General features: G+C 68.9%; 12 protein-coding genes. 3 read left to right on the forward strand and 9 right to left on the reverse strand.

Annotated elements, in window-relative coordinates; genetic code table 11:
* Positions 1 to 4: 4 nt before the first annotated feature.
* From SACCYDRAFT_RS18935 to SACCYDRAFT_RS18950, 4 genes are all read right to left on the reverse strand, one after another.
* Complete coding sequence (locus SACCYDRAFT_RS18935) at positions 5 to 562, reverse strand: M23 family metallopeptidase (RefSeq protein ID WP_005458645.1); 558 nt, start codon at positions 560 to 562, stop codon at positions 5 to 7.
* A gap of 114 nt (positions 563 to 676) precedes the next feature.
* Positions 677 to 2,584, reverse strand: coding sequence for a hypothetical protein (locus SACCYDRAFT_RS18940; RefSeq protein ID WP_005458646.1), 1,908 nt, complete (start codon positions 2,582 to 2,584; stop codon positions 677 to 679).
* 40 nt (positions 2,585 to 2,624) lie between these two features.
* On the reverse strand, positions 2,625 to 3,035 hold the full coding sequence (locus SACCYDRAFT_RS18945; protein ID WP_005458648.1) for a hypothetical protein: 411 nt from the start codon (positions 3,033 to 3,035) through the stop codon (positions 2,625 to 2,627).
* Positions 3,036 to 3,052: 17 nt separating this feature from the next.
* Positions 3,053 to 3,883 (reverse strand): ESX secretion-associated protein EspG, encoded by an 831-nt coding sequence (locus SACCYDRAFT_RS18950; protein WP_005458650.1) that lies wholly within the window; start codon positions 3,881 to 3,883, stop codon positions 3,053 to 3,055.
* Between the two features lie 335 nt (positions 3,884 to 4,218).
* Here SACCYDRAFT_RS18950 and SACCYDRAFT_RS18955 point away from each other — a divergent pair, with 335 nt between their 5' ends.
* From SACCYDRAFT_RS18955 to SACCYDRAFT_RS25545, 3 genes are read left to right on the forward strand one after another with little or no spacing between them, the layout of a single operon-like run.
* Positions 4,219 to 4,731 carry a YbaB/EbfC family nucleoid-associated protein gene (locus tag SACCYDRAFT_RS18955; RefSeq protein ID WP_005458652.1) on the forward strand — a complete coding sequence of 171 codons (513 nt, stop codon included), beginning with the start codon at positions 4,219 to 4,221 and terminating at the stop codon, positions 4,729 to 4,731.
* A complete protein-coding gene (locus tag SACCYDRAFT_RS18960; RefSeq protein WP_005458653.1) occupies positions 4,728 to 5,036 on the forward strand; it encodes a type VII secretion target in 309 nt (102 codons plus the stop codon). Before SACCYDRAFT_RS18955 ends, SACCYDRAFT_RS18960 begins: the two co-directional genes overlap by 4 nt.
* Positions 5,033 to 6,964: a WXG100 family type VII secretion target gene (locus SACCYDRAFT_RS25545; protein ID WP_005458655.1), complete on the forward strand. Its 1,932-nt coding sequence runs from the start codon at positions 5,033 to 5,035 to the stop codon at positions 6,962 to 6,964. The genes SACCYDRAFT_RS18960 and SACCYDRAFT_RS25545 overlap by 4 nt, the downstream gene beginning before the upstream one ends.
* A 59-nt stretch (positions 6,965 to 7,023) precedes the next feature.
* Here the strand turns inward: SACCYDRAFT_RS25545 and SACCYDRAFT_RS18970 are convergent, their stop codons facing one another.
* From SACCYDRAFT_RS18970 to SACCYDRAFT_RS18990, 5 genes are all read right to left on the reverse strand, one after another.
* The gene (locus SACCYDRAFT_RS18970) at positions 7,024 to 8,013 is read right to left on the reverse strand and encodes a glycoside hydrolase family 25 protein (protein ID WP_005458657.1); all 990 of its coding nucleotides are present in this window, start codon (positions 8,011 to 8,013) and stop codon (positions 7,024 to 7,026) included.
* Positions 8,014 to 8,214: 201 nt separating this feature from the next.
* Positions 8,215 to 9,438: a DUF5685 family protein gene (locus SACCYDRAFT_RS18975; protein ID WP_005458658.1), complete on the reverse strand. Its 1,224-nt coding sequence runs from the start codon at positions 9,436 to 9,438 to the stop codon at positions 8,215 to 8,217.
* Positions 9,439 to 9,500: 62 nt separating this feature from the next.
* Complete coding sequence (locus SACCYDRAFT_RS18980; RefSeq protein WP_005458660.1) at positions 9,501 to 10,331, reverse strand: universal stress protein; 831 nt, start codon at positions 10,329 to 10,331, stop codon at positions 9,501 to 9,503.
* 471 nt (positions 10,332 to 10,802) lie between these two features.
* Positions 10,803 to 11,006: a cold-shock protein gene (locus SACCYDRAFT_RS18985; protein WP_005440412.1), complete on the reverse strand. Its 204-nt coding sequence runs from the start codon at positions 11,004 to 11,006 to the stop codon at positions 10,803 to 10,805.
* 290 nt (positions 11,007 to 11,296) lie between these two features.
* Entirely contained in the window at positions 11,297 to 12,550 is a 1,254-nt protein-coding gene (locus SACCYDRAFT_RS18990) for an ABC transporter substrate-binding protein (RefSeq protein WP_005458662.1), read from the reverse strand.
* Between the last annotated feature and the right edge of the window lie 46 nt (positions 12,551 to 12,596).

Consider the following 12,596-nt stretch of genomic DNA (forward strand, 5'->3'; position numbering starts at 1 on the left):
CTTGTCAGGCGTAGTGGTTGACGCTCACCGGCCACGAACCGGTGGGCGGCGTCCACCCCTGCAACGTGGCGGGCAGGCCCACGCGGGTGTTGCAGTCGATCACCTGGAAGTGCAGGTGCGGGGCGGTGGAGTTGCCCGTGCTGCCCGACCATCCGACGACGCGGCCCTGCGGCACCCAGGTACCGGCGTTGTAGATCGCGCGGTTGAGGTGCGCGTAGTGGGTGCACTGGCCGTTCGAGTGCCTGATGATCACCTCGATGCCGTTGGCGGCGTACGGCGACCAGTTCGAGTACACGATCGTGCCCGCCTGCGCGGCGGACACCTCGTAGTTGGCCGGGAGGCCGAAGTCCCAGGCGTACTCGTTGTACGGGCCGACGTGGGAGAACGTTCCCTCAGGCCCCTGTGTGACCTGGTAGGCCTCCCCCGCCGGGTACGGCAGCTCGTAGTAGTAGTTCGCCGCGGACGCCGTGCCGGCCCCGGCGAGTGCCACCGTGGCAGCTGTCAACACCGTTCCCACGACCGCACCAGCCCGGCTCGGCACCCTCTTCGTCCTGTTCCCCATGGCAGCTCGTCTCTCCACGTCGATGGTTCTCGTCCCGGCCGACGACATCGTCGGCCGGGACGAGCGAACAGGACACTCCGCCGGTGAACAACCCACTTTCGACCGGTCTCGGCCCTACTTCCAATCCTTGTTGCTCCAGTCGCCGATGACCGGCGGGGCGATGACCTCCTCCGGGGAGAAGATGCCGTCCTCGTCGGTCAGGTAGGCCGCGACGCGGTGTTCCTTGTCTTCCTCCTGCTGACGGGCACCACCGGCGGGAGGCATTCCACCGGCCATCGGCATGGCACCTCCGCGGATTCCCTGCCCCTGCGCCTGCTGGGCCGCCCGCATCGCCGCATCGGCTGCTGTACCGGGCCCGCGCATCGCCGCGGAGTTCTGTCCCGGCGTGCTCCCGCCGGAGGCGCCGCCACCCCCGGCGCCTCCGCCAGGGACGCCTCCTGGTACACCACCGCCGACTCCACCACCGACGCCGCCACCACCGCCGACGCCGCTACCGCCGAGTCCTCCGAGTTTCTGACTCGGCGAGGACACCGTGGTCGGACCGAGCGGCGGGATGGTGCCAGGAGGACCACCCGGGTACGGCCCGGCCCCCGGCCCGAAACGCTGATTGAGGGAGTCACCGGAGAGATGGGGAGACACCGGCATGCCCGGCACCCCCCGGCCGGCGCTCGACTGCGGGATCTCCGGCGGCGTGTACGACGAAACCGTGGTGCCGGACTGGTCGGGCAGCTCGTACTCCGGCAGGTCGGGAACGCCGGGCAGGCCACCGCCGACCGACATCGGAGCACCCGGAATCGTCCCACCGGACGGGAGCTCGGGGGCCTCCAGCTTCGGCGGGGTGTAGTGTCCCGGGCTCTGCTGGCCCGAGAATCCAGGCATGGAGCCTCCGGCGGACCCGTCGAACGCGAGCGGAGTCGGCATCGCCGGAGTGCTTCCCGTCGCGAAGTCTCCGCTGCCCGCAGTCGCGGGGTCGAACCCCGTGACTGCGTTGTCAGGCAGGCCCACGTTGCCGCCGTCGGCCAGGGCCATGTTGGCGCGGTCGGAAAGGCCCACGTCGACGCCGTCGACGGTGCCGAGTTTCCGCGCCTGCAGGTAGGGCTCGGTCTCCGCACGCATCGCGTCCACCCGCTTCTCACTGAGCGGAGCGTATCCACCGGACGCTGCGGAACCCCCTCCGGCGGCGAGCTTCGGCGGCGGTGTGAAGTACGGCATGTCGACGGCCTCGCCGATCGTGTCGTCGAACTGTTTCATCAGCCTGGCCGCCTGCTCACGTGCCGCGCGCTGCGCCTCCATCGTGGCGATCGCCTGGCCCGCCGCCTGCGCGTACTGCACAGGATCGGTGATCTGCTGAAGCGTGGCGTTGGCCTCCTCGACAGAGAAGTGCACGGGCGGGTTCGCCGCCATCTGTTTCTGGGTCTCGTTGAGGGTCTGTGAGTGGATCTGCTGCTGCCGCCCGGTCAGCACCGATCCCTGTGCCGTGCGTCCCAGCCACCGGGCCACCTCGGCGAGGTGTTGCCGGGCCGCGTCGCCACCTTCGCCCGACCAGTTGCCCATGCTGTCCTCGATCGCCTCGGCGATCGCCTTCTGGTGCAGAGCCAACTCGTTGCCGAGCCGAACCCACTCCTCGGAGGTCTCGGCGATCGCCGCCGAGTCGGCGTCCGTGTTGATGACCACGTCCATGTACTCGTGCGAGGCGTTCTCCCACAGCGTGCGCGGTGGTTCGTCCCTCGGCCGGAGTTCGAGCCCCTCGTCGAGACCGTCCCGGGCATTCACCAGCGTGTCCGAGTACAGCTTCTGGATGACCGCGTCCTTGTCCCGTTCGGACAACTCCGCGGTCAGGGGGTTTGCGAACATGGTGACCAATTCCCGGATCTGGTCACCGGACAAGGCCGTGTTCTCGAGCGGACCGACGTAGAACGGCGACGACGAGTCGGCCGTGACGTCGTAGTGGGGGCTGCCGGGATCGTAGTCGGGGCTTGCGGGGTCCGACACCGCGCGGACCTTGTCGTCCGGAGTGGACACGCGAGGACTCCTCGTTCTCGTCGAGTGGGTTGCGGAGGGTTCAGGACGGGGACAGTCCGTCGATCGCCTTGCGGTGTGCCGTCTCGGTCTCGCTGTAGCCGCGCTTGGCCGTGCGGATCGCCTCGATGTACTGCGGCAACTCGTCGCGCGCCTGCCTCAGCTGGGTGAGCAGGCCGTACTCGTCGGCGGCCGTGGAGACCGTCCGCTGTGCGGTCCACCGCGCCGTGGCGGTCACGCTCAACGGAGGATTCGAGGCGAGTTTCTCGAGGGTGGCCCAGCGCTCCTCCAGGAGGTCCACGATGTCCTGGAGAGCACGGATCATGCGCTCGCCGGTGGTGTCGTCCACCGAGAACCCGCGCCCGGCGGCGAGCTTCTTGAGTTCGACTCCGCTGAGCGCGCGGCGCATCGCCTGCAGCGGTGCCGCCTCCACCTGGTCACTGTTGTCAGTCATTCTCCACTCCGGACCTTTCAGTACGCGCGAGCGAGGGTTTCCCGGATGGCGCGCGCGACCTCGGCGCGGCCCGCCGGCTCGTAGGTGGCCACACATTCGCCCTGGCTGCGTTCCGCGTGCACGAGGTAGCGCCCCTCCTCCGTGTCGAGCCAGCTCAACGACTGGGAGCCGGTGTCGCCTCGGCCGTCGACGGTGATGTGCCCACCACCGAGTCGCCGGCCGGACAGGGCGAGACGAAGCCGGTCCTCGTCGCCCATCCGGTACCCGCGCCGTTGCGGTCGCGGGGCGTCGACGGTGCCCACCACCTCCAGATTGCCGAAGGCGCTGGTCTCCTCCTCGTCCTCGGCCCGTTCAGCCGCCTTGCGCGCGTCCCACGCCGTCGCGTGTTCGGTGACGCGGCCCCGAACGGTGACCGTCGACCCCGGAGCCGGCGGCATCTGCGGCAGCACCCCGGAGAGCACCTCGACGAGTTCGTCGTCCGAGAACAACGAGAACAGCAGCTCGTCGGCACCGGCGTGCTGGGTCACGCCCAGAGCCTGGGCACCGTCGGTGAGGGCGAGAACCGCGATGTCGGAACCGAAACCGTCGACACCGCTGATGGCCACACTGACCCGGAAGTCGGCGAACAGGCCGAACGTCGTACGCAGGGACGGATGCAGCGCCGTTCCGGTGGACAACCCGCGTTCGGCGAGCCGCTGCCCCACGATCGCTGTCAACCGAACCCGCCGAGCCGGGTCGGTGGTCGTGTTGCGCAACCTCAGCGGAAACCGGCGGACATCGACACCGAGCGCCTGCCCGACGACGTCGGCCTCCACACTGCCCAACACGAATTCGTATGTCTCGGACACGTCGCCGAAAGCCGCCTTTCCAGGAAAAGGTGCACGACAGGGAAAGCACGAGGTGCCGCCTCGGCACGGGACAAGCACAGTTGATCACACACCCGGCTCATGCCACAACACGGGGTACGTTCTCCGCTCACCTGAGCGCAACGGGTTCCCTGTAGGGCCCACTCTGGACCAGCACACACCCTGCCCGCTACATTGAGCACCCTCCGCGAGAGAGCGGCTGTCCGTCCCCATTCGCGCATCCGTTCTCGCGCATCGCGAGCTGACACCTTTCACCCGCGCCGCGGACAATGATGTCCGCCTGTTCCGCATGCCAGAAATCTGTTCGAGGAGTGGGAGTGCAACCGAACGTTCGATCAGGAGAAGATTTCCAGCACCTCCTCGACAAACAGGTCAGGGAGATGCAGGAAAAGGCCGCGGCGTTGAAGGAGGCGTTCTCCGCGGCGGGGACGACGGTGAGCTCCCGTGACGGCTCGGTCACCGTCACGGTGGAGCCGAACGGCGCGCTGAGCAACCTCCAGCTCGGCCACCGAGCCTGCGAACTCGGACCTGCCAGGCTCACGACGACGATCATGGAGACTGTACGGGAGGCGCAGCGGCAGACCGCCCGCCGAGTGTCGGATTCCTTCACCCTCGTCAACGGAGACGGTGAGACGGCCGAACTCGTGCGCTCGTTCCTTCCCGTCGAGGAGCCGACCGAAGAGGAAGCGGCACAGGAGAAGTTCGCCGCCGACATGGCGCCGGAACCGGAGCCCACGCCCCCCGCTGCGCCGACCGCCTCGCCACGCCCCACGCCACGCCGACGCAGGCCCACGACTTCTGACGGCGAAGACGAAATGAGGCCGTGGTGAGCACCGGTTTCCGCGTAGAGAGCGAATACCTGACGAAGTTCGCCGATCACTTGGACACGCTGCGCGACAACATCGACTCGACCGCCGGGGTCGTCGGGGGATGCGTAGGCGACGTCGGGATCTTCGGCCTGGTCGGACAGCTTTTCGGCGCCGGCGCGAGCGCGCACTGCGACAAGGCGAGAGACCAACTCAACTCCTATTCCGAGGACATTTCCCGGTGCGCCGAGGACTTGCGTCAGGCCGCCAGGGCCTACGAATCCGGAGATGACGAGGCCGAACTGAACATCTCGAGGTACCAGGTATGAGCGACGACGTCACCTACAGGCCGAACGACCTCGGTTTACACGAATTCGAGAGTGCCGAGGACTGGCGCGCCGGTGCGGGTTTCTTCGAATCCGCCCTGTCGCTTGACGAAGCGGTCAAGAAGCAGGACCAGGTCGCTATCGGAATCGGTTCGGCCGGAATGGCGCTGGAAGCGCTCGGGATGATTCTCGACCCGATCGGCAGCATTCTCACGGCGGGCATCGGCTGGATCATCGAACACTGCGACCCGCTGCGCTGGCCACTCGACTTCCTGATGGGCGACCCGAACGGCATCAGGGCCGCCACCGACGCCATCAAGGCCGAGCGAGAGAAGCTCGACCAGTGGGCCGCGGAGCACACGGACGCCGTCACGCGCCTGATGGAAGGCTGGTCGGGAGAGACCGCCGACAAGTTCAAGGCGAAGATGGACGCCGTCGCCCAGGAACTGTCGTCCCTTGGCGGCTACATCGACGCTGCCGCGAAGCACATGGAGATCGCGGGCGGCATCGTGGGAGCGTTCCGCGGTATCGTGCGGGACATAATCGCGATGGCGCTCGCCGCGATCATCAAGGGAGCGTTGATCGCGGCGGCTCTGGCACCGGTCACCTTCGGAGCGTCGATCGTGGCGTTCATCGGGACCACGATCGGGATGGTGGCCACCGCTCTGGGCAAGATCGGCGCGAAGATCGCGCAACTCACCAACAAGCTCACCGGCCTGAACTCGTCGTTGGCCACGCTGGGCAAGGCCGGGGACGACTTCGTGGGGTCGAGCGCGACCGCCACCAAGACCGGTGGCGGGGCAGCCGGTGGTGGCCCGAGCGGTGGGGGCGCGCCGAAGCCTCCGGCGAACGAACCCGACATCCCGGCTGGTGGGTCCACCTCGTCGGCCGACGGGCCCGACTCCACGCCTCCGTCACCCAAGCCGGACGACAACGGAGGCGGCAACCCGGCCCCGAACTCGCCCGGCACCAGCACAGCGACACCCGCACCGAGCGGCGGACAGTCGACACCGCCGCCACCGGCCCAGGCGTCCAGCACTCCGGGCCCGAACCCCACAACTCCGCCGGCCGGTGGTCCCGCGCTCAGCACACCGCCTCCTCCCGGCGGTAGTACGGCGAACACGCCCACGCCGACCACAACCGACGCGGGCGGCAGCACACCGTCCACGCCGACCACAACCGACGCGGGCGGCAGCACACCGTCCACGCCGACCACAACCGACGCGGGCAACAGCACGCCCTCCACACCTCCGCCGGGCGCCAACACACCCGGCACGCCTCCGCCGGGCAACACGCCGTCCAGTGGCAACACCACGCCGACGGACCCTCCCCCCGCCGTAAGCACGTCGACCACCAACACCCCCGAGCCCGCCCCGAACACACCGGGTGACGCTCCCGAAGGCGGCGGCGCGCCCGGCTCGCCTCCCTCGGACAGCAACACACCGGGCACTCCCCCGGCGAGTGGTGGTAACTCCGCGCCGGACGACGGGCCCAAGCCGGACGGCGGGTCCACGCCAGGCAGCGAATCGAAGCCGGACAGCCAGTCGAAGCCCGACAACGAGTCCAAACCGGATTCTGAGTCCAAACCGGATTCCGGTGACTCGTCACCGGGTGACTCGACCAGCACCCCCGACGCGGGGAAGCCCAAGCCGACCTTCCCGGACCGGCTCACCGAGATGGTGAAGCAGAAGATGATGGAGGCCGGCCAAGGTCCCGAGTTCGCGGAGAAGTTCGACAAGATCGCCAACCTCCCCAAGGAGCAGCTGAGCAAGCTGATCGGTGCGGAGAACGTCGAGAAGCTCGAGTCGGCCGTGAAGACACTCACCGACCCCTTCTACGGATGGCAGGGCGGCGTGGGCAAGACGATCGTGGACATCGTGAAGGGTGTACCCACGAGCATCAGCTCCGCGCTCAACGGCGACGACGAGTAGCGAGGAGGGGTGGAGGCACGGCGGACGATCCCGCTCGTGTCCCCACCCCTCCTCGTACGTCAGTACACGAAGTCCAGCGAACCGTAGTACTCGTAGCGGTCGTCGGGCTTGGGATATTCGTAGTAGAGCGCTCCACTGGTGGCGCCCTTGGGAATCTCGACGCGCCACGGACGCAGCCGGTGGATCGTCTTCCCCCCGTCCGGCGTGGGATTGCCACGGAAGTCGAACTTCGGCAGGCCGTCCTCCTCTTTGCCGTCGGGATAGCGGTCCCCCACGAACAGCAGTGCCTTCACCTTCAGCTCGCCGTGGGGGCAGTTGATGGCGAGCTTGTCGGCTCCCTCTGGGATCTGGAAGCTCTGGGCGTGCGTGCCCACGTTCAACTTCACAGGCATGGTGTCCTCCTGTTGCGGAATCGACGGGGCTCCGCCCGACGAGCGGAACAGGGCGCGCAGTTGCGCCAGCGTGCCCCGGTATGCGTTGCCGTCGATGGGCGAACGTCCGGCCACCCTGGCCGAACTGGTGAACTGGAGCACGGCGACCCGGAGACCGCCGTACCCGTTCCAGTAGTGAGCGGGCACGTCGGCGTACTCGTCGCGAATGTCCCCGACGTTGTTGTCCGGATAGCGCGACGACCACAACGGCGGCAAACCGGCCAGGGAAGGCGATCCGATCTGCTGCCAGTACCACCTCGGTAGGTACAGCAGCGGCACCGAGTACCCCGCCGCGCGCAACCGCGCCACGAGGTCGCGGGTGAGCGGCACGCCGCCGCTGTTCGCCTCGACGTCGGGGATGACGGGAACGGTGCGCGGCACCACCTTGCGGATGTGCGCGACCTGAGCCGCCGCGCTCACTCCCGCGCGCTGGTAGTGGTAGGCCGCGAAGGGTTTGCCCGTCCTCCGTGCCTTCGCGGTGTTCTCCCCGAAACGGGAGTCGGTGAAGTTGCTGCCCTCGGTGGCTTTGAAGATGAAGAAGTCGATGCCCTCACGAGCCGCGCGCTCCACATCGAAGCTGCCTTGGTGATGTGAGATGTCGATCCCGAAAATGGGCACTGGTCACTCCCCACGTCCTTGGACCCGTCCTGCTGTGCTGTGCACCTCCCTCTCACTTCTCGACGATTTCGTGTCCACTCTGTGATGTAACTCGTACGGAGAGTACGACCGCAAGACTGTGTCCGGGTGAAAGCAGGAAGGGACACACGAGAGGTGAACGACTTTCGATTCCGCGCGGTGATCATCCAGCGGTGTCGTCGTTCAGCAGTCGCAGTCGCAGCCGCCACAGTCGCAGCAGTCGCAGACGACGTCGTACAGGGCCTTACGGGGACGGCCGCTCCACGGGCCCGGCCACGGGTTCCGGCAGCAGAACTGATAGGTGCAGCACATGTAGGGCGCGATCAGGCAGCCCACGACTACGTTGCGCTTCTTCGGCGGGACCCGGAACCTCGGCACCCAGCAGCCTCCGCCGTCGCCGTCCGAGACGCCGCCGTTGTCCGGCGGCGGGGCCGAACCAGGTGGCTCGTCGTTGTCCGGCGGTGTCGGACCGGTCGGCCCGTCCTGAGCCGGTGGCGGGGTGGTCCGGTGCGTCTCCTCCGGGGTACCGCTCTCGTGTGTGCTCGGGGGCTGACCCGCATGTCCGAACGTCCGTCGCACGGCGTGGTCGAGTTCGTGCACCAGCAACGCGTGCACCAGCGCCGGGCGCGTGAACTCCGCCTCGCGCAGAGCCAACCGCACACCGCGCACGGCGTCCTCACACAGGCGCCGCGCGTCCGCCGCCGACGTTTCGGTGGCGGTGAGCGGGTTCCAGGCTCCCGTAGCGCGATCGTCGTCGATGTCCTCCACCGCGTCGATCAGGTGTGCCACACGACCGAAGAAGCGGCCCACCTCGCTCAGCGGCTCCGCGTTGTCCGGGCGTCCCGCGAGCACGGCGGTGTGGGCGAAGGCGGCTGCCGTCGCGATCTCAGTGGGTTCGGTGGCCGCCAGCACGGAACTTCCCGGCCCCAGCGCACGCTCCACTGTGGACTGACTCTCCACCGCGGCCGTCAGGACGGACGTGTCGAACTCCACGAGCGTGGCCGTCGCGCCGCCACGTTCCGCCCACCGGCCTGCCGCCGAACGAGCGAGGGAAGCGAGCACGGAGTGGCGTAACGCGCCATCCCCGTCGTCGGCGTGGTCACGCAGCTTCGCCGAGGCCAGCACGAGCGACACCGAGGCGGCGAGCCTGCTGCCGGGGCCGTGGGCCACGGACGCGCGCCGCATGCCGCGCAGCGGGCACGGCCCCGCCGAGCGGCGTGCGCCGTCGTGCTCCGACTGGGCCTCCACGAGTGCCGACACGACGATGCCGTCGTAGTTCGTGGCCGCGCGGGCGAGCTGCCCGTGCTGGTCGCGCAGCGTCAGGCACAGGCCGCAGAGATGGGCGACCCAGTCGGCGTGCAGAGTCGCGGACAGCCGGTGCCGACACGGGCGGATGATGCCGAACACGAGAGAAACCCCCAAAGTCGATCTTGCTGCCAGCGCAGCCTACAACCGGCCGGGAGCCTGGCTCAGCGTGTGCCACCACGCACGACCAGCACGTCGGAGGGTGCGTACCGGAGCACGCTCTGCGCGACACTACCCAGCAGCGCGCGCTCGAACCGCGTACTCGATCCGCTGCCGATCACCACGAGATCGGCAGCGTAGTGCGACACCAGTTCCGGCAGAGCCCGCTGCGGCGTCCCGGACCCGATGACGACGGCGTGGGGCCGCGGGTCGAGTCGCGCGGCCAGCTCCTCGATCCTGGGGCGGATCTCAGCGGTGCTCGCCTCACGCAGTCGTTCGATGTCGGTCTCGTCGAGTCCGCGCAGGCGCAACAACTGTTCACCGATCACCACGCTCACGTGCGCGAGCACGTGGACGGCCGACGGCGTCAGCGCGACTCCGAACTGCGCGGCCCGATGTGCGGGCTCAGTGTCGTCGACGGCCAGCAGCACGGTCTCGTAGTCGGTGGCCGGGGTCCGTACCACCAGCACGGGACAGACACTCGCGTGTGTGATGTTCTCCGTCGTGGGGCCGGTGCGGGAACCCGCGAGCCCCCTCGAACCGTGTGCTCCGAGGACGAGCAGGTCGGCCGGAAGGTCGGCGGCCTCTGCGAGGATCGTGTCGGACACCGGTCCGGTTCGCAGCACGACGTCGGCCGGGATTCCGGCGTGGGCGGCGACGTGGTCGTCGAGCGCGCCCGCCACGAAGTCGGAGTGCTCCTCCGCCAGCGACGGCGGTATGACGGACAACACCGTCAGACGGGCATCGTGAACGGCGGCGAGTCGGGCCGCCCTCCGCACGGCCAACCCGGCCCCGGTGGACAGGTCCGTGGCCGCCAGTACTCGACGCACACGCACACGGACACCTCTTCCGACTCGCACGACTCCCTGAGGAAGCCAGGCTAGCCGGGAAACCGGGGGCCTTGACGCGGTGCGTCACCCGACCCGGGAGGTCAGTGACGAGACCTGGAACGGCGGGAACGCGACGAGCGGCGCCGGGTGTTCTTCCGGTTGTCCGGGCCCGGCGAGGAAGAGGGCCTGGAACCCGGGGTCGGCGCCGAGGGGGCGGGGGAGACCGCGGAGGCGGGCGGGGCCTGGAAGAGAGCGGGGCCCCCGATACCGGTCTCCTGCGGAGCTTCGAGCTCCCGGTAGTCGACCGGTTCCTCGTGAGTGATGTGGCTGAAAGGCACCACGCCCGCGTCGACCTGAGCGCCGTGGGGCGTGGAATCGGATGATGAGTGCAAGTACTTCTCCCTCTGCGACACTCCTGAAGTGGTCGCGAGCACGGGACGCCGCGAAGTGGTGCTCCGCGGCGTCCCGTGGGTGCACTCAGAGCGCGCGCACTCCCGTGGCCTGCGGGCCCTTGTTGCCCTGGCCGACGGTGAAGGACACCCGCTGGCCGTCCTCCAGGCTGCGGAATCCGCGGCCGTCGATCTCGCTGTAGTGCACGAAGACGTCGGCGCTCCCGTCATCGGGGGCGATGAAGCCGAAGCCCTTCTCGCTGTTGAACCACTTCACGGTTCCTTCGGTCATGTCGTCTCCTTCGTGAGAGGGTGTCGGCGGCCACACCGTGTGACCACCGCAGCCGCGGGGTCGAGCCGGCCAGCGTTCCCACTTGTCGCGAGGAGACGTGACACGCCCGCACCGATCTTTCGCGGACGTGCAAAACACGAACACGCAAAACCTGCGACTGCTCAGGACAACGTCCTGGCATGCTGGTTCATTCCCAGCACACGATCACCCTACCCGACCGGCCCGCCGACGGTGGTCAGCGGTCGCCAAGGCACCCAGGGACCGGCCGGTGGCCCTCCCGGCCGATGCGTTCAGTTCGCCACCGTGACCTCTTCGGTTCGAACGGTCCGGAGCGTGCCCGACCCGTCGTAGGTGTAGACGTCGAAGGTCGCTTTGCCGGGCTCACCCTGCTCCACGAAGTCGAGTGGGCCGCTGGCGCCGTCGTAGTCGATGTCGGTGCCCTGGTCGAGCAGGCCCTTGCAGTCGGCGAACGACGTGCACCTCTCGCCGTTCGCGGTGACGTCGCGGATCTCGGTGGCGAACACGGTCGGGTCGTCGGACTGCGCGGCCTCGACAGCCAACGCGATGATCGTCACACAGTCGAACACCTGCGGCGCGAACTGCAGCTCCTTCAGGCCGGGCGCGGAAGCCCTGAGCCGCTCGCCGTACTCGTCGTTCCCGACGGTCGGGGCCGTGCCCTTCATGCCTGCGAGCACGCCGGGATCGTTCGGCGCCACCGATGACGCCAACTCGGCGCGGCGCAGTCCGTCCGCGCCGTAGACGTCGATGTCCCGCGGACCGACGCCGGCCTCGATCATCGACCGGAGCACCTGGACGCCCTCCTCGAAGGCCACGACCACAGCGGCGTCCGGGTTCGCCGCCCTGATCCGCCGAGCGATCCGGTCGAAGTCCTTCGTCTCGGGGTCGTAGGTCTCCCCCAGCACCACGGTGGCTCCCGCGGCCTCGAGCGCCTTCGTGGTCGAGGCGAGCAGCCCGCGGCCGTAGTCGTCCGCGCGTGCGGCGATGGCGACGCGCTTGTTTCCGTCCCCGGTGATCACCCTGTTGAGCACGGTCGCCTGCAGATCGTCGCTGGGCGCGGTGCGGAAGTAGAGACCGTTGTCGGGGTAGTCGGTGAACTCCGCCGCGGTGTTGGAGCCCGAACACTGCACGACCCCCGAACCCGTCACGTTGTCGACGACGGCCAGTGACATGCTCGACGCCGCCGCGCCGATGACCGCGTCGGCGCCCGCCGACAGCACCCGGTTCGCCGACTGCACGGCGGTCCTGGCCTGCCCGGCCTCGTCGGCCGCCACCACCTCGGGGATCGGCTGCCCGAGCACGCCCCCCGCGCCGTTGATCTCCTTGACCGCGAACTTCACCGACTCGATCTGCGGCGGCCCGAGGTACGCCAGCTGTCCCGTCTCCGGCAGGACGTAACCGAGGTCGAGCACACCGTCGCCGCCGTCGTCCCCGCCTCCCTGCCTCTCGGCTCCACCGCACGCGGCGACGACCAGGGCGGTCGCGCTCGCCAAGACCGCCGTCCGCCACGCTGCTGACGCTCGCATCCTGGAGGCTCCTTCGTCTGGGTCGGCTCTTCCGGCTCGGCGACGC

The organism is Saccharomonospora cyanea NA-134 (genome assembly GCF_000244975.1).
Taxonomy (GTDB): domain Bacteria; phylum Actinomycetota; class Actinomycetes; order Mycobacteriales; family Pseudonocardiaceae; genus Saccharomonospora; species Saccharomonospora cyanea.

Excerpts from the sequence above, each read along its gene's own strand:
- SACCYDRAFT_RS18935 (WP_005458645.1), bottom strand. The coding sequence starts at position 562 with ATGGGGAACAGGACGAAGAGGGTGCCGAGCCGGGCTGGTGCGGTCGTG.
- SACCYDRAFT_RS18945 (WP_005458648.1), bottom strand. The coding sequence starts at position 3,035 with ATGACTGACAACAGTGACCAGGTGGAGGCGGCACCGCTGCAGGCGATG.
- SACCYDRAFT_RS25545 (WP_005458655.1), top strand. The coding sequence starts at position 5,033 with ATGAGCGACGACGTCACCTACAGGCCGAACGACCTCGGTTTACACGAA.
- SACCYDRAFT_RS18985 (WP_005440412.1), bottom strand. The coding sequence starts at position 11,006 with ATGACCGAAGGAACCGTGAAGTGGTTCAACAGCGAGAAGGGCTTCGGC.
- SACCYDRAFT_RS18990 (WP_005458662.1), bottom strand. The coding sequence starts at position 12,550 with ATGCGAGCGTCAGCAGCGTGGCGGACGGCGGTCTTGGCGAGCGCGACC.